Raw genomic sequence first — 21,888 nt, 5'->3', positions numbered from 1 at the left:
AGTTTTACCGGACTTTCAACGTTGCCAGCCCGATCATCGCCAAAATCAGCGAAATGATCCAAAACCTGATCACGATGGTTGGTTCGGCCCAACCCTTTTTCTCATAGTGGTGATGGATCGGAGCCATCAGGAACACACGACGCCCTGTGCGTTTGAAGTAAAGCACCTGAATTATGACACTCAGCGCTTCGACGACAAACAAACCGCCAACCACGGCCAGCACCAACTCGTGCTTTGTTGCCACCGCCATCGCACCCAAGGCCCCACCTAAGGCCAAAGACCCGGTATCACCCATGAAAACCGCAGCCGGCGGCGCGTTGTACCAAAGGAAGCCAAGCCCCGCGCCAAACAGCGCTGAGGTAAAAATGAAGATCTCTCCGGTACCGGGTACGTAGTGAACATCGAGGTATTCGGTAAAGTCGACACGCCCCACTGCGTAGGCAATCACGCCCAAAGTCGAAGCAGCAATCATTGCAGGCATGATGGCCAGGCCATCCAGACCGTCCGTCAGGTTTACCGCATTCGCCGCGCCCACTATTACGATGATGCTGAAGGGTATGTAGAATATCCCAAGATTGACCAGTGTATCCTTAAAAATCGGCACGGCCAGTTGGTTTTGCAAAGCTTCTGGGTGATGTAGCGAAGCCCATAGCGAGGCTAGAACCGCGATTATTATTCCCAGCGCCAAACGCATCTTTCCAGACACGCCCTTGGTGTTTTGCTTAGACACCTTGGCATAGTCATCCGCGAACCCGATGGCTGCATAGGCCAGTGTTACAAACAGCACCATCCAGACATAAGGGTTATCCCATCGCGCCCAGATCAACGTAGAGGTCACCAAAGCGCCGACAATCAGCAAGCCACCCATTGTTGGTGTTCCGGCTTTGGAAAAATGTCCTTCGGGCCCATCGTCACGGATGGGCTGACCCTTGCCCTGCTTGCGTCGCAGCACGTTGATCAGCGGCTTGCCAAAAATAAAGCCAAAGATCAGCGCTGTCATAAACGCACCGCCAGCCCGGAACGTAATATACCGGAAGAGGTTGAAAAAATCCCCTCCGTCCGACAGGCCGGTCAACCAATAGAGCATATTAAAACCTTTCTCGCGCCGAGATTATGGGTCAAGCGCGCTCCCTTGCCCCATTTTCCGCAAACCGTCAACAATGCGTGCCAACGCCATGCTCAGCGAACCTTTGGCGAGTACCGTATCGCCTGCCTTAATCAGGCTAGGCAAATGTTCTGCCATCTCTTCGCTTGTTTGAAACCAAAGCCCGCGCCTTTCCTCAGGCAGCGCTTGGTGCATTGCGTGCATTAACGGGCCGATACAATGAACTTTGTCGATCTGCTTCATGGCCGCCACGCTTGCCATATCGGCATGCATTACGACTTCCTGAGGCCCCAATTCCTTCATGTCGCCGAGAAATGCGATCCGGCGTGTCCCGTTCGACGCGGCTAGAACATCAAGCGCAGCCTCCATCGAGGTCGGGTTGGCGTTGTAACTATCGTCCAGCAATTCGATTTGCCCCCCTGTCGCCAAAGACAGAGTTTCGCGCACACCACGCCCTTGGACCGGTGACCATTTGCCGAGACCGGCAATAGCCGCATCCAGGTCGATCCCCATTTCTGCACAAGCGGCCAACGCGCCAAGCGCATTCATTGCGAAATGAGTTCCTGCAGATTGGACATCAAAGGCAATGGCTGCATCACCAACAGCAGCAGTCGCGTGCACCGAGTCACTGCTTTGTGTCACGTCGCCCAAACTGTAATCCGAGGCCTTAAGACCAAAGTCGACGATTCCAGCGCCGTGATCACGAGCCGTCTGGCGCAGAATATCCGCGTGTTCGATGTCGGCATTCACAATGGCGGCTCCGCCGGCCTCAAGCCCTTCGAAAATAGTGGCTTTTTCATGAGCAATACCGGCAACCGACTCGAAGGCCTCAAGATGCACTGCTGCAACGGTTGTCACCAAGGCAACATGCGGACGCGCCTGACGTGCGAGCGGAGCAATCTCTCCGGGGTGGTTCATCCCTATCTCGATCACCGCAAACTCGGTGTCACGCGGCATTCGGGCCAGCGTCAGCGGTACGCCCCAATGGTTGTTATAACTGGCGACGCTGGCGTGGGTTCTTCCCTGCGTTTCCAGAATGGTGGCCAACATTTCCTTGGTAGAGGTTTTTCCGACGCTACCGGTCACACCAACAACTTGGGCGTCTGTTCTGGCCCGCGCAGCCTGTCCGAGCGCCTCCAACCCTTCCTGCACATCGTTGACGATAAGCAAGGGGGCATCCTCGGAAACACCTTCTGGAATGCGTGAAACCAGCGCAGCACCTGCACCTTTTTCCAACGCTTGCTCCACGAAATCATGACCGTCCCGCGCAGCCTTGAGCGCCACGAACAAGTCACCCGGCAGAAGGGTTCTGGTATCGATCGACACACCGTTCACCACCCAGTCGGTCGTGACACGGCCACCCGTAGCCTCAGCAGCCTCTGCAGCAGTCCAAAGTGTCATGCCACCCTCCCGTCCAGAGCGGCCACGCTGATACTGGCCTGTTCTACGTCATCAAATGGTAGGACTTGATCACCGACGATCTGACCGGTTTCATGCCCCTTGCCAGCGATCAACAAAGCGTCTCCCGGCTGCAATGCATCAATACCACGCAGGATGGCTTCGGCGCGGTCACCTACCTCCGTTGCCTCTGGCGCTCCCAAAAGAACAGCAGCTCGGATCGTCGCGGGATCTTCGCTACGCGGATTGTCATCAGTAACGAAAACAATGTCGGCGTTTTCAGCTGCGGCTTGGCCCATCAACGGCCGCTTGGTGGCATCACGATCCCCGCCTGCGCCGACAACAGCAACCAGCCGACCCATCACGTGCGGTCGCATCGCTTTGAGCGCAGTCGCCACAGCGTCAGGCGTATGCGCATAGTCCACAAACACCGCCGCGCCATTTTCGCGCGTTGCGGCAAGCTGCATTCGTCCACGCACGGTAGTTAGATGTGGCAAAGTTTCGAAAACGCGTTCGGGCTCTTCCCCTCCTGCGATCACCAACCCGCAAGCAAGCAGCACGTTTTCGGCTTGAAACCCACCAATAAGGTTCAGACGTGTCTGATACACTTTGCCCAGCCAAGAAAAGCGCAAGTCCTGACCTGTTGAGTCAAAACGCTGGTTCATCAGGCACAAATCGGCATCGCCCTGCCCAACACTAAGAACAGTTTGTCCCCGCGCCTCAGCGATTTTGCGCACTTCGACACCCTTCGGGTCGCTCAGATTAACGACTACGGTGCCATCCTGAGGCAAAACGCGATCGAACAACCCGGCTTTAGCCGCGAAATAGGCCTCGAATGTTTCGTGATAATCCAGGTGATCCTGAGTGAAGTTCGAAAATCCCGCAGCTGTCAGATGCACGCCATCAAGGCGTCGTTGCTCAAGCCCGTGCGAGGATGCCTCCATCGCGGCGTGTGTGACTCCGTTTTCAGCTGCTTCCGCAAGACAACGATGCAGAGTAATCGGTTCGGGCGTAGTATGAGCCAGCGGTGCGGTCCAGGCTCCTTCTACGCCTGTTGTTCCAAGGTTCACCGCCGCGTGACCAAGCTCCATCCAGATCTGCCGGACAAAAGTTGATACCGAAGTTTTTCCGTTGGTCCCGGTCACTGCAACAATCGTCTGCGGCTGCGTTCCGAACCACAGTGCTGCACAACCGGCCAGCGCCTGTCGCGGATCCTCGACCACGACGAGTGCAGCGTTTGAAGCGGCCAGTTCTTCGGCGGCAATCTCAGCACCTTCTGCGTCGGTCAGAATAGCCGCTGCGCCCATACGCAAGGCAAACTGAATAAACTCACCGCCGTGAACACGGGTTCCAGGCAAAGCTGCGAACAAGTAACCGTCTTTGACTTCGCGGCTATCGACAGCCAGTCCGGTTATGTCGGGATTTGCGCCTCCCCGAGCGGTTAGGGCCAGTTGGCTGAGTGTTTTCGTCCTTTTGCCCATGACCCACCTCTTTTGGATAGCCTAATTTGAGGTCAGGGTTATAGCAGCGCGTGCCTCAGGCTCAAGCCGGGGACGCAGACCCAGCAGCGGGGCAATACGACCGATCAGTTCAGCGGCCACAGGAACCGCTGTCCACCCTGCCGTACGGCGTTTTTCGCCATAAGCGACAATGGAAGGTTCATCTAAAGTGACGATCAGCACATACTTGGGATCGTACGCTGGAAAGATCGTGGCAAAGGTCGCGATCACTTTGTCATCGTAGTATCCGCCGCGAGGCTTAGGTTTATCTGCCGTGCCTGTCTTTCCCGCGACATCGTATCCAGCCACATCGCCAAAGCTCGCCGTGCCGTCAGTTACGACTTTACGTAGCATTTTCTGCGCTTGATCTGCCGCGTTTTCCGACAAGACGCGCGGGCCGTACTGGGGGCCGTTCTTACGCAGAATGGTTGGGCTGACATAATGCCCACCATTGGCAATCGCTGCATACCCGGCCGCCAGATGCATTGGGCTAGTCGACAGACCGTGGCCGTAAGAAATAGTCACTGTGCTCAGCTCGCCCCATTTCTTGGGCTTAAGCGGCTCACCACCAGCGGCCTCGACAATTTCGAACGGGGTAGGATCGAACATGCCCAGAGATTTCAGAAAGTTCTGCTGCCTTTTCGACCCAATCTGCAGCGCTAGACGCCCCGTGCCCCGGTTCGAGCTGTGAACGATAACGTCCGCCACGCTGATCTTGCCATAGTTCTTGCCATTGAACTCACCAATCGGGAAACGACCGATCCGCATTGGGCCGGAGGTGTCGATGATAGTCTCGGAGTTCACGAGCCCCAACTGCACGGCTTGTGCTGCGGTAAAGATCTTAAACACCGAGCCGAGTTCGTACACGCCCTGCACATAGCGGTTAAACAGCGGGCTGTCCGAAGGATCAAAACCCGAGGTCGGCGGACGAGGACGGTCATTGGGGTCAAATGATGGAAGCGACGCGGCCGAAACAACCTCGCCCGTATGCGCATTCATCAAAACCGCCGAAGCTCCCTTGGCGTTCATGATTTTCATGCCGCCGTAGAGCACCTGCTCAACAGCCGCCTGAATCGTCAGATCCAACGAAAGCTGCAGCGGCCTATTACCGTTTGCAGGGTCGCGCAAATAGTCATCGAACTGCTTTTCAACACCAGCAACACCGATCACCTCAGCGGCGCTTACCCCTTCACGTCCAAAACCCGCCCCCCCCAAAACATGCGCGGCAAGACGACCGTTCGGGTACAGCCGCATTTCACGTGGACCAAACAGAATACCTGGGTCGCCGATATCGTGAACCGCTTGTTTCTGTTCTGGTGAGATGCGTTTCTTGATCCACAGGAACTTGCGGTTTCCGGTGAAATCCTTGACCAAACGCTCTTTTTCAAGATCAGGGAAAATCGCCACCAATTGATCTGCTGCAGCAATCGGGTCGATCATCAGCGGTGGCTGCGCATATACGGAATATGTGTCGAGATTGGTGGCCAGAATGCGCCCTTCCCGATCAACAATATTGGCACGTTGCATCGCAATTGCGGCACCGGGTGCACTGGCAAGCGGCTCCTGCGCCTCAGATGTTGCCAGCATGCCCATTCGAACGCCAACAACTGAGAATGCGCAGAAAAAGAACAGTCCCAAAACCAAAAGGCGCCCTTCGGCGCGGGCGCGGGAACGATCTTTCATATCTTCGTGGCGCTGGCGGATATTCTCGCGCTCAATCGCCTTGGGGTTTTCGCCCCGGGCGCGGGCGTCGAGAATACGGGCCAGAGGGCGCAGGGGCGTGCGGGTCATGGGATTTGCACCTCACCCAACGCCTGAGTACTGGTGATGGCCTGCAATTCAATCGGGTCGACGATCGGCAGATCGGGATCCTCAGCATAAGAAATCTGATCGGCACGACCAAATTGCTCGGCGCGCAACGGCAACAGCGCTAGGCGTTCAAAGTTCAGGTCGGCTAGTTCGCGCAGCCGGTCAGGCCGGTTCAGATAGGCCCATTCAGCGTTCAGAACGGCCAACCGCACTTGCGCCATACCAATCTCGCGCTGCAATTTTTGCGTTTCCTTCACCACCTGTTGGGTGCGGTAATTCTCTTGATACGCCCACAATGCCAGTCCAAACACGGACAGAGCGGTCAACACATACAAAACACTCTTCATTTCGCCCTTCCCCCAAGTTGCGGCATCCCAATGGCACGGGCATCAATTTCCCCTGCCGGAGCCTCGGTCCGTACCGCCACGCGCAGCTTAGCCGAGCGCGCTCGCGGATTTTCCTGCAATTCCTGCTCGTCAGGGCCCACGGCCTTGCGAGTCTTGAGAGTGAATTGCGGCAGTTCCTGTTCCAGTTCGGGCGCGTAGCGGTTGGCGCGACCGGTTTTACCCGCCCGAGATTGAAAGAACCGTTTGACCATCCGATCCTCGATCGAGTGAAATGTCACGACGGCCAATTGTCCGCCTGGCTTCAATGCCCGCTCAGCGGCCATAAGACCCTGAAACAGCTCTTCATATTCCGCATTCACCGCAATCCGCAGACCTTGAAAGCTGCGCGTCGCAGGGTGAGATTGGCCCGGCTTCGGGCGCGGCAAGCAGGACTCGATGATCTCAACCAGCCGCAGGGTTGTGGTGATTGGTTCTTCGGTCCGCGCCTTAACGATGGCTTTGGCGATACGGCGGCTGGCACGCTCCTCACCATAGTGGAATATGATATCGGCCAGTTGCGCTTCAGTTGCCGTATTAACCAGGTCAGCTGCGCTTTCACCTTCCTGGCTCATACGCATATCCAGCGGACCATCTTTCATGAAGGAAAACCCGCGCTCGGCCTGATCCAACTGCATCGATGAGACACCGAGGTCCAGCACCACACCGTCCAGATCCTGCGCGTATTCATCCATGCGCGAGAAAACACCGGGTTGCATGACCAACCGGTCGCCATAATCACCCGCCCAATCAGCTGCCATTTCAAAAGCCAGCGGATCGCGGTCCACGCCGATGACTTTGTCGGCCCCAGCCTCGAGAAGGCCGCGCGTATATCCACCCGCCCCAAAGGTGCCATCCAGCCAGACACCAGACACTGGCGCCACGGCGGCCAGCAATGGGCGCAACAGAACGGGGATATGTGGTTTGTCGGAAGGAGTCTCAGCGCCGGCCATGCCGTTACGCGTCCCCGACGCCATCTAGGAACTCCAGAGGATCAAAGTCCTCGGGCTGTTCGTCCAGCCATTCCTCAGCAGCGGCCAATTCTTCGGACTCATAGGTCTCGGGTTTCCAGATCTGGAACGTGTCACCAGCGGCGATAAAGAATGCTTCACCCTCAAGCCCAATTTTGGTGCGCAGCTTGGCTGGCAATACCAGGCGGCCGGTTTCATCAACAGTTGTGGGGAAGGACTGGCCGTGGAACATGCGCTGCAACATCTTACGCTGCATCGAGCCGCGCGGCAGCGCATCAATTTTTTCGTCGACCTCGTCGATCGCCTGCATTGTATAGCATTCAAGGAACTTGCGGCGGTGGTCACCGTAGACGATTACCAGTTCAGGAGTATCACCGGGCTGCCAGTTTGGATCAGAGGCTTCAAGCACACGGCGAAAAGAGGCCGGGATTGATACCCTGCCCTTCGTATCCACCTTGTGGTGGCTTTCACCTCTAAACCTGCGCGCCAAGACGACTGTCCCTTTCGCTTGCGCCCCACCAAAATTTCACTTCCCCCCGGATGAAAAACGGCGGGTTGATCTGCTGCCACTGATCAACCCGCCGCATTGACCCGCTTTGCGGGATGTCCAGCTGCGCGCGCCACCTGGGGGGATGTCTGCTCGCTCGCGCGCCGGATCTCTTGAGTGATGAAAAGCGAGATGCCTGTATGAAACCTGTTTTTATTGGTTCGGGGTCGTTTGGTGCCCCATGTGCCTCGTCCTCATCGGATGTATTAGGGATGCCATGGGAATTCATGGAAATCAATAAGAAATTTCACGCCACAGCACGGGAATCGCAAGATAACCGACGCAACAAGAAAAGGGAATGCGCAAATACATACCACAATTAGAGGGCGAGGTTTTATAATATCCTACATATAGACAAATTAGAGACTCGCCCAAGCTGTCCCATAATTTCCCAGATTTTTTCCAGATTCCACGCACGCGCCCTAAAAAGGGCCCAAAACCGCGTGTTTTTCCACGAATCACTCAATACGGAATCCGCCAGATTTAGTCACAACCACCTCAGTCCGCCCAGGCGCCCATGATTTCCCATGCGCCTTTCACCCGACCCCGGCAAACCTCTGGCCTTAGCATCAGCGTTCGCAGTTCGCACAAATTTCAGAATACCGCGCCCAAAGAAGGAGCAAGCGAACGCACCCTGAATGCCTTAATATAGCCGCACTTCCCAACGTGAATTTCTAAACCCTTATTCTAAAGGCATTTTTACCGTCACACTTACAACACATTGATATCTATGCAATTGCTGCATAGCGGCATTGACGAGACCGGCCATTGTGCAATTGCAGCATTTCCGTATTTTCAATCTCAAGCAAGCGCCGAGCAACATCGGCCACAACGAAAACTATCGGGTTACATCATGGCTGTAGCAACTCAACAAACTGCGCTCAAAAGCGCGCCAGAAAATGGCTTGGTGTCGATGCTTGACGCTGTGAAAACCCGTTTTGCCCGCTACCGCATCTATCGCCAGACAGTGAACGAAATGTCCGGCTTGTCAGATCGGGAACTGGCTGACCTGGGCCTGCACCGCTCGATGATCCGTCGTCTGGCCATGCAAGCGGCCGAAGATCAATTCACGCGGTAAACGCGTAACGACATAACCGAGATCAGGTCCTTCCTCCTCCCTTTAGGACCTGTATTTCAGCGGCGACATCTCTCCTCCTCCCTGATGTCGCCGCGTCTTATACCGGCCCTGAACGCCGGACGCAGACACACCGGGATCCTCCTCCCTTTTCCTGGTGTTGCAAGCACGCGGCGACGTCTCTTCTCCTCCCTGACGTCGCCGCGTCTAACACATACCGGGATTGCACCCGGGTTCGGATACATCGGGACTCTCCTCCTCCCTGTCCTGATGTTGAAAGCGCGCGGCGACACCTCTCCTCCTCCCTGGTGTCGCCGCGTCCAACACATACCGGGGTCAAACTCGGGTTCGGATACATCGAGGCTCTCCTCCTCCCTGCCTTGATGTTGAAAAGAACGGCGGTTTCCTCTCCTCCTCCCTGGGAACCGCCGTTTTTCGTTTTCGCAAACAGGATGTAGAGTGAAGACCCGGAACTGACTTAGGAGCATCGAATGCCCGCCTATTTCATCGCCCAGATCACGATTCACGACCCCGACGGGTATCAAGGGTACCTTGAAGGTTTCATGCCGATCTTTGACCGTCATGGTGGCCGGTTGCTGACGGTTTCATCCAAGCCAGTAGAGGTAATTGAGGGGAGTTGGGCGGAAGACGGCATCGTTTTGATGGAGTTCCCATCAATGGAGGCCGCAGAGGCTTGGAAAAATGATCCAGACTATGTGGAGCTAGCCAAAATCCGGCATCGGACGGCTTCGGTTAATATGGTTCTGGTCGAAGGGCTGTAAGCTTTTAGAAGGGCACATCATCTTTGGACGACAGGAAACGCGAGACAACCTTTTTGGTGCCGGCTTTGTCAAAATCAACTTCGACCTTGTCGCCCTCGATACCGATCACTGCGCCGTAGCCGAACTTCTGATGGAACACGCGTTCTCCCAGTGTGAAACTGGCCAGCGCCGTCGCGTCGATCACTGTATTTCGGCTTTCCCGTGGTTGCGATGTCCCGTACTGCCCCTGCCGAGCCTGCATCCGCTTCCAACCCGGAGAGTTGTAGACATTTGCCTCTGCCGCACGAGTTTCAATGCCAGCTGTTGGCTGGCCTCCGCCATAGAGACCCGGAGGCGTCAGAACCTCGACATGCTCCTCAGGCAACTCATCGATGAAACGGGACGGCATGGCATTCTGCCACTGCCCGAAAACCCGGCGATTGGCCGCAAAGGAAATCGTGCAGACCTCTTCTGCTCGCGTGATGCCGACATAGGCTAGTCGACGCTCCTCCTCCAACCCTTTTAAACCGGACTCGTCCATCGAGCGCTGGGAGGGAAACAAACCATCTTCCCATCCTGGCAAGAACACAGCAGGGAACTCCAACCCCTTAGCGGCGTGCAGCGTCATTATGGAAACCTTAGCCCCGTCGCCCTCTTGCTCATTATCCATGACAAGGCTGACATGCTCTAGAAACCCTTGCAGGTTCTCGAAATTGTCCAATTGGTTGACGAGTTCCTTGAGATTTTCCAGCCGCCCCGGTGCCTCAGGTGTCTTTTCATTCTGCCAATGAGCCGTGTAGCCGGACTCATCGAGTATGATCTGTGCCAACTCAATATGTGAGACCTCTGGTTCACCGAAACGCAACGGCGCGGTGCCATCATCGATGACCGAGTCATCGTCGACCTCAATCCGCGGCCCGCGTGTCATCGCGTTCCAACGCGCTAACCCGTCGATCAACTCGCGCAGAGCCTTACCGCCCTTGCCCTTGATCAACCCCTTGTCGACGGCGATCCGAGCACCATCGACCAAAGACACCCCGTTCTCACGCGCGGTCATCTGGATCGTCTGCTGTGCTTTGTCGCCCAAACCACGTTTCGGCGTATTGACGATCCGCTCAAAGGCCAGATCGTCGCCCGGGCTGACCACCAGCCGGAAATAGGCCATAGCGTCACGGATCTCCATCCGCTCATAGAATCGAGGCCCGCCGATCACCTTGTAAGGTAGGCCGATGGTAAGAAAGCGGTCCTCAAATGCGCGCATCTGGTGCGAAGCGCGAACAAGAATGGCGATCTCATCCAACCCAATAGGGCGTACGCCCCGTGTCCCGCCCTGCATCGCGTCGATTTCTTCGCCGATCCAGCGTGCTTCTTCCTCGCCATCCCAGTGACCGATCAAGCGAACCTTTTCGCCCTCTTCCGCGTCAGTCCAAAGCTCTTTACCCAGACGTCCTTCATTGCCACGAATGACATTCGACGCCGCAGCAAGAATGTGCGGGGTCGAGCGATAATTTTGCTCAAGCCGCACAACGTAGGCGCCGGGAAAGTCCTTTTCGAAACGCAGAATGTTACCCACTTCGGCGCCACGCCAGCCATAGATCGACTGGTCATCATCACCAACGCAGCAGATATTCTTGTGCCCGCCAGCCAGCAGCCGCAGCCACAAATACTGAGCGACGTTGGTATCTTGATACTCGTCCACAAGGATGTATCGGAACCAGCGTTGATACTGCTCGAGAACGTCCTGCTGCGTTTGAAAGATCGTGACCATGTGCAAAAGCAGGTCACCGAAATCAACCGCATTTAGCTCGCGCAGTCGGGTCTGATACTGGGCGTAAAGCTCAATACCTTTGTTGTTATATGCTCCCGCATCCGCTGCGGGCACTTTGTCTGGCGTTAAGGCGCGGTTCTTCCAGTCATCGATTATTCCAGACAGCATCCGGGCGGGCCAGCGTTTGTCATCAATATTGGCGGCCTGAATCAATTGCTTAAGCAGACGCAACTGGTCATCGGTATCCAATATGGTGAAATTTGATTTCAGATCGACCAATTCGGCATGGCGCCTCAGCAGTTTGACACAGATAGAATGGAAGGTGCCGAGCCAGGGCATGCCCTCTGCAGGCTGCCCCAATAGACGGCCGACACGCTCTTTCATCTCGCGCGCGGCTTTATTTGTGAACGTGACTGACAGAATTTCATTCGGACGCGCGCGCGCAGTACTTAGCAGATGCGCGATCCGCGCTGTCAGAGCTTTTGTTTTGCCCGTCCCTGCCCCAGCGAGCATCAAAACCGGCCCATCCAAACGCTCGACCGCGTCGCGTTGCGCCGGATTCAGCTCATCCAAGTAAGGCATAGGCCGTGCAGCCATCGCCCGCGCGGATAGTGATGCGCCCTCAAAGGCGTCCATTTCGTCGAAACTGCTCATATTCTCAAACTACGCTGGATGCGTGCCGAGGGGAAGAGTTTGTTCACCCCTTGTTCGCACAGATGTTATCTTTGGCCTCTACCTGATTATGCGCTGCATCAACCAACGACCAGAATTGCGCAAGCACTAAAAGGCAACTTGCACCAGCCGTCTGAAAACCTTGCAGAATCGCCCGGCAGGTCGGATCAATTCATATGGACCTACACAGCACATTCCCCGGCCTTGCCGATCTGAAACAGCGCGCGCGTCAAAGGATCCCGTACTTTGTCTGGGAATATCTGGCCAGCGGAACAGGTGTCGAAGCCACCATGAACCGCAATCGTCAGGCACTGGATCGCCTAGGCTTTATGCCTTCTATCCTGCACGGACCGATAGAATGTGACACCAGCACGAAGCTTTTCGATCGTGAGTACACCCTGCCCTTCGGAATAGCCCCTATTGGTATGTCCGGTTTGATCTGGCCACAGGCCGAGCGGCTATTGGCGCAGGCTGCTGCCCAGGACGGAATTCCGTATACATTATCTACTGTCGCCAGTCAGAGCCCCGAAGACTTGGCCCCTCATATTGGCGAAGACGCATGGTTTCAGCTGTATCCGCCAAAAGATCCCGGCATTCGCCAAGATATGCTGGACCGCGCAAAGTCTGCCGGTTTCTCGGCTCTGGTTCTGACAGCGGATGTCCCAGTGGCTTCTCGGCGCGAACGGCAGACACGTTCGGGGCTGACCAATCCTCCGCGACTGACGCCGCGTTTGTTGGCACAGATCGCGTTAAGGCCCCATTGGGCAATCGGAATGGCGCAAAGCGGGATGCCGCGGATGCGCTCTTTGGACAAATATATCGACGGTGACAGCGCCCTCCCCCCGACCGCGCATGTCGGGTACCTGCTGCGCACCTCTCCGGATATGGAATACGTCAAATGGCTAAGAGACGCCTGGGACGGCCCCTTTATCGTAAAAGGTGTGATGCGACCTGAAGATGCCAGTCGCCTGCAGCAGGCCGGCGTTGACGCCATCTGGGTGTCGAATCACGGGGGCCGTCAGTTCGACGGAGCCCCGGCCAGCATCGATTCTCTTCCAGCAATTCGCGCAGCGACGAATCTTCCTATTATCTTTGACGGCGGCGTCGAAAGTGGCCTGGATATTCTCCGCGCCAAAGCATTGGGCGCGGATTTTGTCATGCTAGGACGGGGCTTTCTTTATGGTCTTGCCGCTTTAGGCGCGCCCGGACCGACGCATGTCATCGACATTTTACGCCAGGATTTGAAGTCGAACATGGGTCAATTTGGGGCCGAAACGCTGAATCATCTTCCCAAAATTACGCCCCTGATTGATGCTGCAGCGCAGCAAGTGTAATAAGACTGCGCTAAAATGGGCGTTTGCGAGCGTTAACATGCCGGTTCTACCCAGAACGACTGATATACGAGCGCGTATTGTCCGCCTATGAACACGGCCAAACAAGTAGGACCGGGACCCGACATGACTGACTTCAATAAGATCCTGATCGCCAACCGAGGCGAGATTGCCATTCGCGTGATGCGCGCTGCCAACGAGATGGGTAAACGAACCGTTGCCGTCTTTGCCGAAGAGGACAAGCTTGGCCTGCATCGCTTCAAAGCGGATGAGGCATATCGCATCGGTGAGGGGATGGGCCCGGTCGCCGCTTATCTAAGCATCGACGAAATCATCCGCGTTGCAAAGGAATGCGGCGCAGATGCGATCCACCCAGGCTATGGCTTGCTGTCGGAGAACCCCGACTTTGTGGATGCCTGCGTACAGAACGGCATCACCTTCATCGGTCCCAAGGCCGAAACCATGCGCGCATTGGGCGACAAAGCCAGCGCGCGCCGGGTGGCCATCGCCGCGGGCGTACCAGTTATTCCAGCGACCGAGGTTCTGGGCGACGACATGGACGCGATCCGGGCCGAAGCCAAAGAGATCGGCTATCCGCTGATGCTAAAGGCCAGCTGGGGTGGCGGCGGTCGCGGTATGCGCCCGATCCATTCGGAAGATGAGCTGGAAGAAAAGGTTCTGGAAGGCCGTCGCGAAGCCGAGGCCGCTTTCGGCAACGGTGAAGGCTATCTGGAAAAAATGATCACCCGTGCGCGTCACGTTGAGGTTCAGATCCTCGGCGACAAGCATGGTGAAATTTACCACCTTTATGAACGCGACTGCTCGGTCCAGCGCCGGAACCAAAAAGTCGTAGAGCGAGCGCCTGCTCCGTACCTGAGCGAAGAGCAGCGCGCCGAGATCTGTGAGCTGGGCCGTAAGATCTGCGCCCATGTGAACTATGAATGCGCCGGCACGGTTGAGTTCCTGATGGATATGGAAACCGGCAAGTTCTACTTCATCGAAGTGAACCCGCGCGTACAGGTGGAACACACCGTTACCGAAGAAGTTACCGGCATCGACATCGTTCAGGCCCAGATTCTAATCGCCGAAGGCAAGACACTTGCCGAAGCGACCGGTGCCGCCAGCCAGGCTGACGTGCACCTGAACGGACATGCCTTGCAGACCCGGATCACTACCGAGGACCCGCAAAACAACTTCATCCCTGATTACGGTCGAATCACTGCGTATCGTTCGGCAACAGGTATGGGTATCCGGCTGGATGGCGGCACGGCATATGCTGGCGGCGTGATCACCCGGTATTACGACTCGCTTTTGACCAAGGTCACAGCCAAGGCTCCGACGCCCGAAGCTGCAATTGCCCGGATGGACCGCGCGCTGCGTGAGTTCCGAATTCGCGGTGTCAGCACCAATATCGACTTCGTCATCAACCTGCTGAAACATCCGACTTTCCTGTCGAACGAATACACAACCAAGTTCATCGACACGACGCCGGATCTGTTCACCTTTAAGCGCCGCCGTGACCGGGGCACTAAGGTTCTGACTTACATTGCCGACATCACCGTCAATGGTCACCCCGAGACCAAAGACCGCCCCGAGCCGCGCGCAGACCTAAAGGAAGCCAAGGCACCCGCGTCGAAGGGTGAACCCAAAATGGGCACCCGCAACCTGCTGGAACAAAAGGGACCGCAGGCTGTTGCTGACTGGATGAAAGCGCAGCGGCAGCTGTTGATCACCGACACAACCATGCGGGACGGCCACCAATCGCTGCTGGCAACCCGGATGCGCTCGATCGACATGATCAAAGTGGCTCCGACCTACGCTGCAAACCTGCCGCAGCTGTTCTCCGTCGAATGCTGGGGCGGCGCGACATTCGACGTGGCCTATCGCTTCCTGCAGGAATGCCCCTGGCAACGTCTGCGCGACCTGCGTGAGGCGATGCCAAACCTGATGACACAGATGCTGCTGCGTGGGGCAAACGGTGTGGGCTACACCAATTACCCCGACAACGTGGTGCAGGAATTTGTGCGTCAGGCCGCGAAGGGCATCGACGTGTTCCGAGTGTTTGACTCGCTGAACTGGGTTGAAAACATGCGCGTCGCGATGGATGCGGTCATCGAAAACGGAAAGATCTGTGAAGGCACCGTCTGCTATACCGGTGACATTCTGGACCCGGATCGCTCCAAGTACGACCTGAAGTACTATGTCGGCATGGCGAAAGAACTGCGCGACGCAGGTGCGCACGTACTGGGCCTGAAAGACATGGCGGGTCTGCTGAAGCCGGCCTCGGCCAAGATCCTGATTCGTGCACTGAAAGAAGAGGTCGGCCTGCCGATCCACTTCCACACGCATGACACCGCCGGCATCGCCAGCGCGACCATTCTGGCCGCCTCTGAGGCGGGCGTGGATGCGGTGGATTGCGCGATGGACAGCTTCTCGGGCAACACGTCGCAAGCAACATTGGGCACCGTGGTTGAGGCTCTGCGTCACACTGAGCGTGACACTGGTCTGGACATTAAGGCGATCCGCGAGATCAGCGATTACTTCGAGGCGGTACGCGGGCAATACGCGGCGTTCGAATCCAGCCTGCAGGCCCCGGCTTCGGAAGTGTACCTGCACGAGATGCCTGGCGGTCAATTCACCAACCTCAAGGCACAGGCGCGCAGCCTGGGTCTGGAAGAGCGTTGGCACGAGGTCGCTCAGATGTATGCCGACGTGAACCAGATGTTCGGTGATATCGTGAAGGTCACACCGTCTTCCAAAGTGGTTGGCGACATGGCGCTGATGATGGTCAGCCAAGGCCTGACCCGTGAGGAAGTAGAAAGCCCCGATACCGATGTGGCATTCCCTGACTCAGTCGTGGATATGATGCGTGGCAACCTGGGTCAGCCTCCCGGAGGGTTCCCCAACACCATCATCCAGAAGGTGCTCAAGGATGAGGCCCCGAATACAGAGCGCCCCGGGAAAGACGTCCCCCCGGTCGATCTGGAAGCCACTCGTGCCGAGCTGTCCCAACAGCTCGAAGGCAAAGAGGTGGATGACGAGGACCTGAACGGCTACCTGATGTATCCCAAGGTGTTCCTCGATTACATGGGCCGCCACCGCACCTACGGTCCGGTCCGCACCCTGCCGACACGTACTTTCTTCTACGGCATGGATCCGGGCGAAGAGATCACCGCCGAAATTGACCCCGGGAAGACATTGGAAATCCGCTGCCAGGCCATCGGGGAAACCGATGAAAAAGGCGAAGTCAAAGTGTTCTTTGAGCTTAACGGCCAGCCTCGGGTAATCCGAGTGCCGAACCGCCTGGTGACGTCTTCCACGCAAGTCCGACCCAAGGCTGAGGTGGGCAACACCAACCACGTTGGTGCCCCAATGCCGGGCGTCGTGGCAACCGTTGCCGTAACCGCGGGCCAAGAGGTCAAAGAAGGTGACATGCTACTCACCATCGAAGCGATGAAGATGGAAACCGGTATCCACGCAGAACGCGACGCAACCGTTAAAGCCGTCCATGTTCAGCCGGGCGGTCAGATTGACGCTAAGGACCTGCTGGTCGAACTGGAATAACCGGCATAATGTCTGAGACTTAGACGGGCCGCTCGGGCAACCGGGCGGCCTGTTTTTATTTGAGGCCGACGAAGAGGAGTTAAACCTATGCTATCGATAACACCGGTCTATGCCGCGATTTTGGCATTCTTGTACGTTACGCTCAGCTTTATGGTCATCAGCCAACGTCGCAGCGACAAAATCTCCTATGGCGACGGCGGCAACTCGGACATGCTTAAGGTCATTCGGACCCATTCCAACTTTGCTGAATACGCGCCATTCGCACTACTGCTCATCGCTATGGTCGAGCTTCAGGGCGCTGGTGGATGGCTTATTAACATTCTTGGCATGGGACTTGTCGCGGGACGTATCCTCCACGCCTATGGCTTTGGTCGAAAACCTCAGATCGTGATTCTGCGCCAGATCGGCATGCTGCTGACCTTCTCAGTCATCCTGATCGCGGCAATTTCCAGCCTTGTCATGGCGTTGTGACTCGCCCGCAGGACCCTATCCAGCCAGAATCTGAACGTCGACCTGCGGAGCCTGCATCAGGACTGGCTCTGCTTGGCTCAGCCTGTCCTCGCTCTGATCACAGATTGCGGTGGCAAGAATAATCATTGTCGCCAGCATCACCATTTTCACATCTGTATAGCGCGCCATTTAAAACCCTCGTTTCTTGTTATTCTGCTATGCTCCGAGACTTAAACGCGCGACGAACCGAATTCCGTCGAAAGATTTTTCTGCCAAATTGTATTTTTCCGCTTGCAGCCCAGCGTGGGAATTTATACATCCCTCCTCACTCAACGGCGCGGGCGTAGCTCAGGGGTAGAGCATAACCTTGCCAAGGTTAGGGTCGGGCGTTCGAATCGCCTCGCCCGCTCCATTGAGAGGTCTTCGGACCAACATTTGTATCTGATGCGGGCGTAGCTCAGGGGTAGAGCATAACCTTGCCAAGGTTAGGGTCGGGCGTTCGAATCGCCTCGCCCGCTCCAGATACGGTCTGTTTCCGAATCATTGCTGGTTTCTTGAAAACTGTTGCGTCATGCTAGTGCCGTTACAGATTTCAGGATTTTAACCATGTCGAATTACACAATTCGCCCATTGACCGCTGGCGAGCTACAGCACGCAGTGGACTGGGCAGGACGCGAGGGGTGGAACCCGGGCCACCATGATGCCGCATGTTTCCACACAACCGACCCCGAAGGGTATCTGGGTGGGTTTCTAGAAGGAGAGATGATCTCTTCTGTTTCGGCGGTAAATTACGATGACGCTTTTTCTTTCCTCGGCTTCTACATTGTCCGGCCTGAATTTCGAGGTTCAGGTCATGGACTTGAGATCGCTCAACACGCCTTCGAACGCTGCAAGGGCCGCAACATGGGCTTGGATGGGGTGGTCGAACAACAGGACAACTACCGAAAGTCTGGTTTCACCTTCGCTTACAACAACTACCGCTTTGGTGCGAAAGTGGGTGAGATACTGCCGAAGCTTGGGCAGGTCTTGGGCAGCGGTGTTACGTCCCCTGACGGCCTGTCAGGGGCATTAAAGGCTTATGATAGAAGACTGTTCCCTGCCCCTAGGGATGCCTTCTTACAAAGCTGGCTCACCGCACCCAGCCATTCTTCACGGGTCTATACCGAAGATGGACAAATCAGAGGTTATGCAACTCTGCGACCGTGTAAGGCGGGATACAAAGTAGGCCCGCTATTCGCAGATGAGGCCGGGATCGCACAGACGTTGCTTGCCAGTCTGTTGGCATCTGTACCCGAAGATCACCACGGGCAGGATGTGTACGTTGATATGCCCCAACCCAATGCCGCCGCTTTTGCTCTGGCAGCACAGCTCGGGTTAGAGAAAGTCTTTGAAACGGCACGCATGTATTCGGATCACGAGCCGGATATCGACCTTAATCGCATTTACGGCGTTACAACCTTTGAGCTGGGCTAAGGCGCGTCAGCGTCGTCGCCCTATACAGACCCCGGGTGTAAGTTGACCAGTTTAGAACGGTCAAAAACCCTCGCCGGCGTTGGCTTTTCACTAGGTTGCTTCTGGTATTGCGAATAAGTTCGATGAATCGAAATCAATTCGATCGCCTTCCTAGCCACCACCGCGCCTAATGCAACTATTCCCGGTACAGCCGCTTAGTTCAAAATGCTTTGAACGTCATCGTCGTTAGGGATCGTTCGATATTTGGTATGACCAGCAAGTTTTCGTTGATGTAATGGCCCACATCGTCGGTTTCTGGGATGTAGAGCTTCAGCAACAAGTCATACTCCCCGCTTGTCGAATACAGCTCAGAGTGAATTTCGCGCAAAGCGATCTCTTCGGCGACCTTGTAAGTGGTGCCGGGTTTGCAGCGGATCTGGATGAATACGCAAGTGGACATGGGCGGGGCCTTGTTGGTTGACTTGGGCGCAGGCTGACACGGGCCGCGCCCGGGCGCAATCCCCTGCAACAGTTTGCAGCGAATGGCACGCGCGGTCTGGATAAGCGGACCGATCCCCGTCTATAAGCGCGCCTGTAGCAAAAGGAATTCGCCCATGCGCAGCGCAAAGATCAGCCGTCAGACCGCCGAGACCGAGATTACCGTCGAGGTTAACCTTGATGGCACCGGCACATATGACAACCAGACTGGTGTTGGGTTCTTTGACCACATGCTGGACCAGTTGGCGCGCCACTCGCTGATCGACATGACAATCCGTGCCAAGGGCGATTACCACATCGACGACCACCACACCGTCGAGGACACCGGCATTGCGCTGGGTCAGGCTCTGACGCAAGCTCTGGGCGACAAAAAGGGCATCCGCCGTTATGGCGAGTGCCACTTGCCCATGGACGATGCGCAGGTACGCTGCGCATTGGACCTGTCAGCGCGCCCTTTCCTTATCTGGAACGTTGACTTGCCGACGCAAAAAATCGGCACATTCGACACCGAATTGGTGCGCGAGTTCTTTCAGGCGCTCAGCACCCATGGCGGTATCACGCTGCACATCGATCAGTTGCACGGGTTCAACAGCCACCACATTGCCGAGGCCGCTTTCAAGGCCGTCGCCCGTGCCCTGCGACTGGCGGTTGAAACCGACCCGCGCAAAGCGGATGCGATTCCGTCCACCAAAGGCGCGCTGTAAATGTTGACCGCCATCATTGATTACGAGAGCGGCAACCTGCACTCGGCCGAAAAGGCGTTTCAACGCATGGCGCGCGAGATGGGTGCTGGCGAAGTCGTTGTGACTTCGGACGCGGATGTCGTCTCGCGGGCTGATCGATTGGTACTGCCCGGTGACGGAGCTTTTCCCGCCTGCGCGGCTGAGCTGCGCGGCCACAAGGGCATATATGACGCGATGGTTGAGGCGGTCGAACAGAAAGGCCGCCCGTTTCTGGGCATCTGCGTCGGGATGCAGTTGATGGCCTCAAAGGGGCACGAATACACCGACACGGACGGTCTGGGCTGGGTTGCCGGTGACGTGGTGCGGATCGAACCTTCGGACCGGGCGCTGAAAGTCCCGCATATGGGCTGGAACGATCTGGTTCTGGAAAGCGAGCATCCCGTGTTTGACGGGGTGAAATCGGGTGACCACACCTATTTCGTCCATTCCTACCATTTCCGGGTCAGTGATCCGGCGCAACGGCTGGCCTATGTGGACTATGGGCAAGAGGTCACGGCCGTGATCGGCCGCGACACGATGGTTGGGATGCAATTCCACCCGGAAAAAAGCCAGGACGTGGGCCTGCGCATGATCGGGAACTTCCTGACCTGGGCTCCGTAAAGCTTACTGAATGCGCGTCCAGGTCTGCCCACGGCAGACCAGACCACCCGCAACGCAACCTTTGACAGTCAGCTGGTTCTGGCTGTCGAGGGTCATTTTCGAGTTATAGGTCTTGTCCCGATCCGGCGCCCAGATCTTGCCGTTGGCATAGGTGCCGTCACCCTCGGGCTCCATGTCCCAGATGATCTGCTTACCAAGATTCTCGTAAGCCAACTGTTGATTGCCGGATTTATCAAAAGCGCTGTCAATCGTGCCGCAAATGGCGCTTCCGCACGGAGCGATCGTGACGTGCAAGTAGCCACCTTCGTCGCCTGGCTGTGTTTTCCACAGACCATCGGCTGGATCGGCCAAGGAAGCGGTTGCCAGAACTGCAAAGCCTGCCGCAAGGGTAATTTTCTTCATGATATCCTCCCTGATTTGTCGTCACTCTGCCGGGCAGGACGCGTCCGGGCAAGAATGACTTAGCGTCGCGTTGCATCCCCTGCCCTGCCTGTGCGATATCCCGCGCGTGTAACACTGATATAGGGCCGCCAGTCATGATCCTTTACCCCGCCATCGACCTCAAAGACGGCCAGGCCGTGCGCCTGCTGCGCGGAGAAATGGACAAGGCCACCGTATTCAATGACGACCCTGCCGCTCAGGCCTTGGCTTTTGTCGAGGTCGGCTGTGAATGGCTGCACCTTGTGGACCTGAACGGCGCCTTTGCCGGTGAGCCGGTTAATGCCGCCCCGGTCGAAGCAATTCTGAAAGCTTGTGATGTCCCCGCACAGTTGGGCGGCGGCATCCGAGACATGGCCACAATCGAAACATGGATCGAAAAAGGCCTCGCCCGTGTAATTCTAGGTACAGTAGCCGTAGAAAACCCTGACCTGGTACGCGAAGCCGCGCGAGAGTTTCCCGGCAAGGTCGCCGTGGGCATCGACGCCCGTAACGGTATGGTCGCCACAAAAGGTTGGGCCGAAGAGACCAACGTTCAGGTGACCGATCTGGCCCGCAGTTTTGAAGACGCCGGTGTTGCCGCCATCATCTACACGGACATCAATAGAGACGGAGCGATGCAGGGGCCGAACATCGAATCCACTGCTGCGCTGGCTCGTGCCGTTTCGATCCCGGTTATCGCATCAGGCGGCGTCAGTTCGCTGGAAGACCTGATCGCCCTGCGCGACTGCGGCGTCGAATTGAACGGCGCAATTTCCGGGCGTGCACTTTACGATGGCGCCCTTGATCTAAAAGAAGCTCTGGCCACTTTGGGCAAGTAAAAC

Annotated in this window: 20 protein-coding genes and 2 tRNA genes; 11 read left to right on the top strand and 11 right to left on the bottom strand. The window is 56.6% G+C overall.

The window, feature by feature from the left end:
* Positions 1 to 4: 4 nt before the first annotated feature.
* Genes mraY through mraZ form a run of 7 tightly spaced genes read right to left on the bottom strand, consistent with a single transcriptional unit; the run spans position 5 to position 7,655 of the window.
* Positions 5 to 1,087 carry a phospho-N-acetylmuramoyl-pentapeptide-transferase gene (gene mraY / locus ACR0EO_RS09730; RefSeq protein WP_480689326.1) on the bottom strand — a complete coding sequence of 361 codons (1,083 nt, stop codon included), beginning with the start codon at positions 1,085 to 1,087 and terminating at the stop codon, positions 5 to 7.
* 24 nt (positions 1,088 to 1,111) lie between these two features.
* Positions 1,112 to 2,506, bottom strand: coding sequence for a UDP-N-acetylmuramoyl-tripeptide--D-alanyl-D-alanine ligase (locus tag ACR0EO_RS09725; protein ID WP_480689324.1), 1,395 nt, complete (start codon positions 2,504 to 2,506; stop codon positions 1,112 to 1,114).
* Positions 2,503 to 3,984: a UDP-N-acetylmuramoyl-L-alanyl-D-glutamate--2,6-diaminopimelate ligase gene (locus tag ACR0EO_RS09720; RefSeq protein ID WP_480689322.1), complete on the bottom strand. Its 1,482-nt coding sequence runs from the start codon at positions 3,982 to 3,984 to the stop codon at positions 2,503 to 2,505. Before ACR0EO_RS09720 ends, ACR0EO_RS09725 begins: the two co-directional genes overlap by 4 nt.
* 21 nt (positions 3,985 to 4,005) lie before the next feature.
* Positions 4,006 to 5,793 (bottom strand): peptidoglycan D,D-transpeptidase FtsI family protein, encoded by a 1,788-nt coding sequence (locus ACR0EO_RS09715; protein ID WP_480689320.1) that lies wholly within the window; start codon positions 5,791 to 5,793, stop codon positions 4,006 to 4,008.
* Positions 5,790 to 6,158, bottom strand: a complete 369-nt coding sequence (gene ftsL / locus ACR0EO_RS09710; protein WP_480689318.1) for a cell division protein FtsL — start codon at positions 6,156 to 6,158, stop codon at positions 5,790 to 5,792. The genes ACR0EO_RS09715 and ftsL overlap by 4 nt, the downstream gene beginning before the upstream one ends.
* Positions 6,155 to 7,147: a 16S rRNA (cytosine(1402)-N(4))-methyltransferase RsmH gene (gene rsmH, locus ACR0EO_RS09705; protein WP_480689750.1), complete on the bottom strand. Its 993-nt coding sequence runs from the start codon at positions 7,145 to 7,147 to the stop codon at positions 6,155 to 6,157. The genes ftsL and rsmH overlap by 4 nt, the downstream gene beginning before the upstream one ends.
* Before the next feature lie 4 nt (positions 7,148 to 7,151).
* A complete protein-coding gene (gene mraZ / locus ACR0EO_RS09700) occupies positions 7,152 to 7,655 on the bottom strand; it encodes a division/cell wall cluster transcriptional repressor MraZ (RefSeq protein WP_480689316.1) in 504 nt (167 codons plus the stop codon).
* Positions 7,656 to 8,565: 910 nt separating this feature from the next.
* On the opposite strand from mraZ, the gene ACR0EO_RS09695 reads away from it, so the two are divergent.
* Both ACR0EO_RS09695 and ACR0EO_RS09690 read left to right on the top strand, forming a co-directional pair.
* Entirely contained in the window at positions 8,566 to 8,790 is a 225-nt protein-coding gene (locus ACR0EO_RS09695; protein WP_480689314.1) for a DUF1127 domain-containing protein, read from the top strand.
* 488 nt (positions 8,791 to 9,278) lie between these two features.
* Positions 9,279 to 9,569, top strand: a complete 291-nt coding sequence (locus ACR0EO_RS09690) for a DUF1330 domain-containing protein (RefSeq protein WP_480689312.1) — start codon at positions 9,279 to 9,281, stop codon at positions 9,567 to 9,569.
* Positions 9,570 to 9,573: 4 nt separating this feature from the next.
* Here the strand turns inward: ACR0EO_RS09690 and ACR0EO_RS09685 are convergent, their stop codons facing one another.
* Positions 9,574 to 11,970 (bottom strand): ATP-dependent helicase, encoded by a 2,397-nt coding sequence (locus ACR0EO_RS09685; protein WP_480689310.1) that lies wholly within the window; start codon positions 11,968 to 11,970, stop codon positions 9,574 to 9,576.
* A gap of 194 nt (positions 11,971 to 12,164) precedes the next feature.
* On the opposite strand from ACR0EO_RS09685, the gene ACR0EO_RS09680 reads away from it, so the two are divergent.
* From ACR0EO_RS09680 to ACR0EO_RS09670, 3 genes are all read left to right on the top strand, one after another.
* Entirely contained in the window at positions 12,165 to 13,322 is a 1,158-nt protein-coding gene (locus ACR0EO_RS09680; RefSeq protein WP_480689308.1) for an alpha-hydroxy acid oxidase, read from the top strand.
* Between the two features lie 123 nt (positions 13,323 to 13,445).
* Positions 13,446 to 16,883, top strand: a complete 3,438-nt coding sequence (locus tag ACR0EO_RS09675; RefSeq protein WP_480689306.1) for a pyruvate carboxylase — start codon at positions 13,446 to 13,448, stop codon at positions 16,881 to 16,883.
* 87 nt (positions 16,884 to 16,970) lie between these two features.
* A complete protein-coding gene (locus tag ACR0EO_RS09670) occupies positions 16,971 to 17,354 on the top strand; it encodes an MAPEG family protein (protein ID WP_480689304.1) in 384 nt (127 codons plus the stop codon).
* A gap of 15 nt (positions 17,355 to 17,369) precedes the next feature.
* Here the strand turns inward: ACR0EO_RS09670 and ACR0EO_RS09665 are convergent, their stop codons facing one another.
* The gene (locus ACR0EO_RS09665) at positions 17,370 to 17,522 is read right to left on the bottom strand and encodes a hypothetical protein (RefSeq protein WP_480689302.1); all 153 of its coding nucleotides are present in this window, start codon (positions 17,520 to 17,522) and stop codon (positions 17,370 to 17,372) included.
* A gap of 148 nt (positions 17,523 to 17,670) precedes the next feature.
* Between ACR0EO_RS09665 and ACR0EO_RS09660 the strand changes: the two genes are divergently transcribed.
* The 3 genes from ACR0EO_RS09660 to ACR0EO_RS09650 all read left to right on the top strand — a co-directional run bounded on the left by ACR0EO_RS09660 (position 17,671) and on the right by ACR0EO_RS09650 (position 18,806).
* Positions 17,671 to 17,745 (top strand) — tRNA-Gly (locus ACR0EO_RS09660).
* A 34-nt stretch (positions 17,746 to 17,779) separates the two neighbouring features.
* Positions 17,780 to 17,854: transfer RNA gene (locus tag ACR0EO_RS09655), tRNA-Gly, on the top strand.
* A gap of 85 nt (positions 17,855 to 17,939) precedes the next feature.
* Entirely contained in the window at positions 17,940 to 18,806 is an 867-nt protein-coding gene (locus tag ACR0EO_RS09650) for a GNAT family N-acetyltransferase (RefSeq protein ID WP_480689300.1), read from the top strand.
* Between the two features lie 199 nt (positions 18,807 to 19,005).
* Here ACR0EO_RS09650 and ACR0EO_RS09645 read toward each other — a convergent pair whose 3' ends face one another.
* On the bottom strand, positions 19,006 to 19,245 hold the full coding sequence (locus ACR0EO_RS09645) for an Lrp/AsnC family transcriptional regulator (RefSeq protein WP_010442612.1): 240 nt from the start codon (positions 19,243 to 19,245) through the stop codon (positions 19,006 to 19,008).
* 154 nt (positions 19,246 to 19,399) lie between these two features.
* On the opposite strand from ACR0EO_RS09645, the gene hisB reads away from it, so the two are divergent.
* Together hisB and hisH are read left to right on the top strand one after the other, a co-directional pair.
* A complete protein-coding gene (gene hisB / locus ACR0EO_RS09640; protein WP_480689298.1) occupies positions 19,400 to 19,987 on the top strand; it encodes an imidazoleglycerol-phosphate dehydratase HisB in 588 nt (195 codons plus the stop codon).
* On the top strand, positions 19,988 to 20,626 hold the full coding sequence (gene hisH / locus ACR0EO_RS09635) for an imidazole glycerol phosphate synthase subunit HisH (protein WP_480689296.1): 639 nt from the start codon (positions 19,988 to 19,990) through the stop codon (positions 20,624 to 20,626).
* Positions 20,627 to 20,629: 3 nt separating this feature from the next.
* On the opposite strand, the gene ACR0EO_RS09630 is transcribed toward hisH, so the two are convergent.
* Positions 20,630 to 21,028 carry a DUF2147 domain-containing protein gene (locus tag ACR0EO_RS09630; RefSeq protein ID WP_475210675.1) on the bottom strand — a complete coding sequence of 133 codons (399 nt, stop codon included), beginning with the start codon at positions 21,026 to 21,028 and terminating at the stop codon, positions 20,630 to 20,632.
* A 134-nt stretch (positions 21,029 to 21,162) separates the two neighbouring features.
* Between ACR0EO_RS09630 and hisA the strand changes: the two genes are divergently transcribed.
* Positions 21,163 to 21,885: a 1-(5-phosphoribosyl)-5-[(5-phosphoribosylamino)methylideneamino]imidazole-4-carboxamide isomerase gene (gene hisA, locus ACR0EO_RS09625; RefSeq protein ID WP_480689294.1), complete on the top strand. Its 723-nt coding sequence runs from the start codon at positions 21,163 to 21,165 to the stop codon at positions 21,883 to 21,885.
* Positions 21,886 to 21,888: the final 3 nt, after the last annotated feature.

Source organism: Ruegeria sp. BE9, assembly GCF_056538765.1.
This window is presented reverse-complemented; position numbering and strand designations above follow the sequence as displayed.

Bases quoted from the DNA above. Each gene is read 5' to 3' on its own strand.
- rsmH (WP_480689750.1), bottom strand. From the start codon at position 7,147: ATGGCCGGCGCTGAGACTCCTTCCGACAAACCACATATCCCCGTTCTG.
- ACR0EO_RS09695 (WP_480689314.1), top strand. From the start codon at position 8,566: ATGGCTGTAGCAACTCAACAAACTGCGCTCAAAAGCGCGCCAGAAAAT.
- ACR0EO_RS09680 (WP_480689308.1), top strand. From the start codon at position 12,165: ATGGACCTACACAGCACATTCCCCGGCCTTGCCGATCTGAAACAGCGC.
- ACR0EO_RS09685 (WP_480689310.1), bottom strand. From the start codon at position 11,970: ATGAGCAGTTTCGACGAAATGGACGCCTTTGAGGGCGCATCACTATCC.
- ACR0EO_RS09690 (WP_480689312.1), top strand. From the start codon at position 9,279: ATGCCCGCCTATTTCATCGCCCAGATCACGATTCACGACCCCGACGGG.
- ACR0EO_RS09720 (WP_480689322.1), bottom strand. From the start codon at position 3,984: ATGGGCAAAAGGACGAAAACACTCAGCCAACTGGCCCTAACCGCTCGG.
- ACR0EO_RS09670 (WP_480689304.1), top strand. From the start codon at position 16,971: ATGCTATCGATAACACCGGTCTATGCCGCGATTTTGGCATTCTTGTAC.
- ACR0EO_RS09665 (WP_480689302.1), bottom strand. From the start codon at position 17,522: ATGGCGCGCTATACAGATGTGAAAATGGTGATGCTGGCGACAATGATT.
- ACR0EO_RS09645 (WP_010442612.1), bottom strand. From the start codon at position 19,245: ATGTCCACTTGCGTATTCATCCAGATCCGCTGCAAACCCGGCACCACT.
- hisB (WP_480689298.1), top strand. From the start codon at position 19,400: ATGCGCAGCGCAAAGATCAGCCGTCAGACCGCCGAGACCGAGATTACC.
- ACR0EO_RS09630 (WP_475210675.1), bottom strand. From the start codon at position 21,028: ATGAAGAAAATTACCCTTGCGGCAGGCTTTGCAGTTCTGGCAACCGCT.
- hisH (WP_480689296.1), top strand. From the start codon at position 19,988: ATGTTGACCGCCATCATTGATTACGAGAGCGGCAACCTGCACTCGGCC.
- mraY (WP_480689326.1), bottom strand. From the start codon at position 1,087: ATGCTCTATTGGTTGACCGGCCTGTCGGACGGAGGGGATTTTTTCAAC.
- ACR0EO_RS09715 (WP_480689320.1), bottom strand. From the start codon at position 5,793: ATGACCCGCACGCCCCTGCGCCCTCTGGCCCGTATTCTCGACGCCCGC.
- hisA (WP_480689294.1), top strand. From the start codon at position 21,163: ATGATCCTTTACCCCGCCATCGACCTCAAAGACGGCCAGGCCGTGCGC.
- ACR0EO_RS09650 (WP_480689300.1), top strand. From the start codon at position 17,940: ATGTCGAATTACACAATTCGCCCATTGACCGCTGGCGAGCTACAGCAC.
- ftsL (WP_480689318.1), bottom strand. From the start codon at position 6,158: ATGAAGAGTGTTTTGTATGTGTTGACCGCTCTGTCCGTGTTTGGACTG.
- ACR0EO_RS09675 (WP_480689306.1), top strand. From the start codon at position 13,446: ATGACTGACTTCAATAAGATCCTGATCGCCAACCGAGGCGAGATTGCC.
- ACR0EO_RS09725 (WP_480689324.1), bottom strand. From the start codon at position 2,506: ATGACACTTTGGACTGCTGCAGAGGCTGCTGAGGCTACGGGTGGCCGT.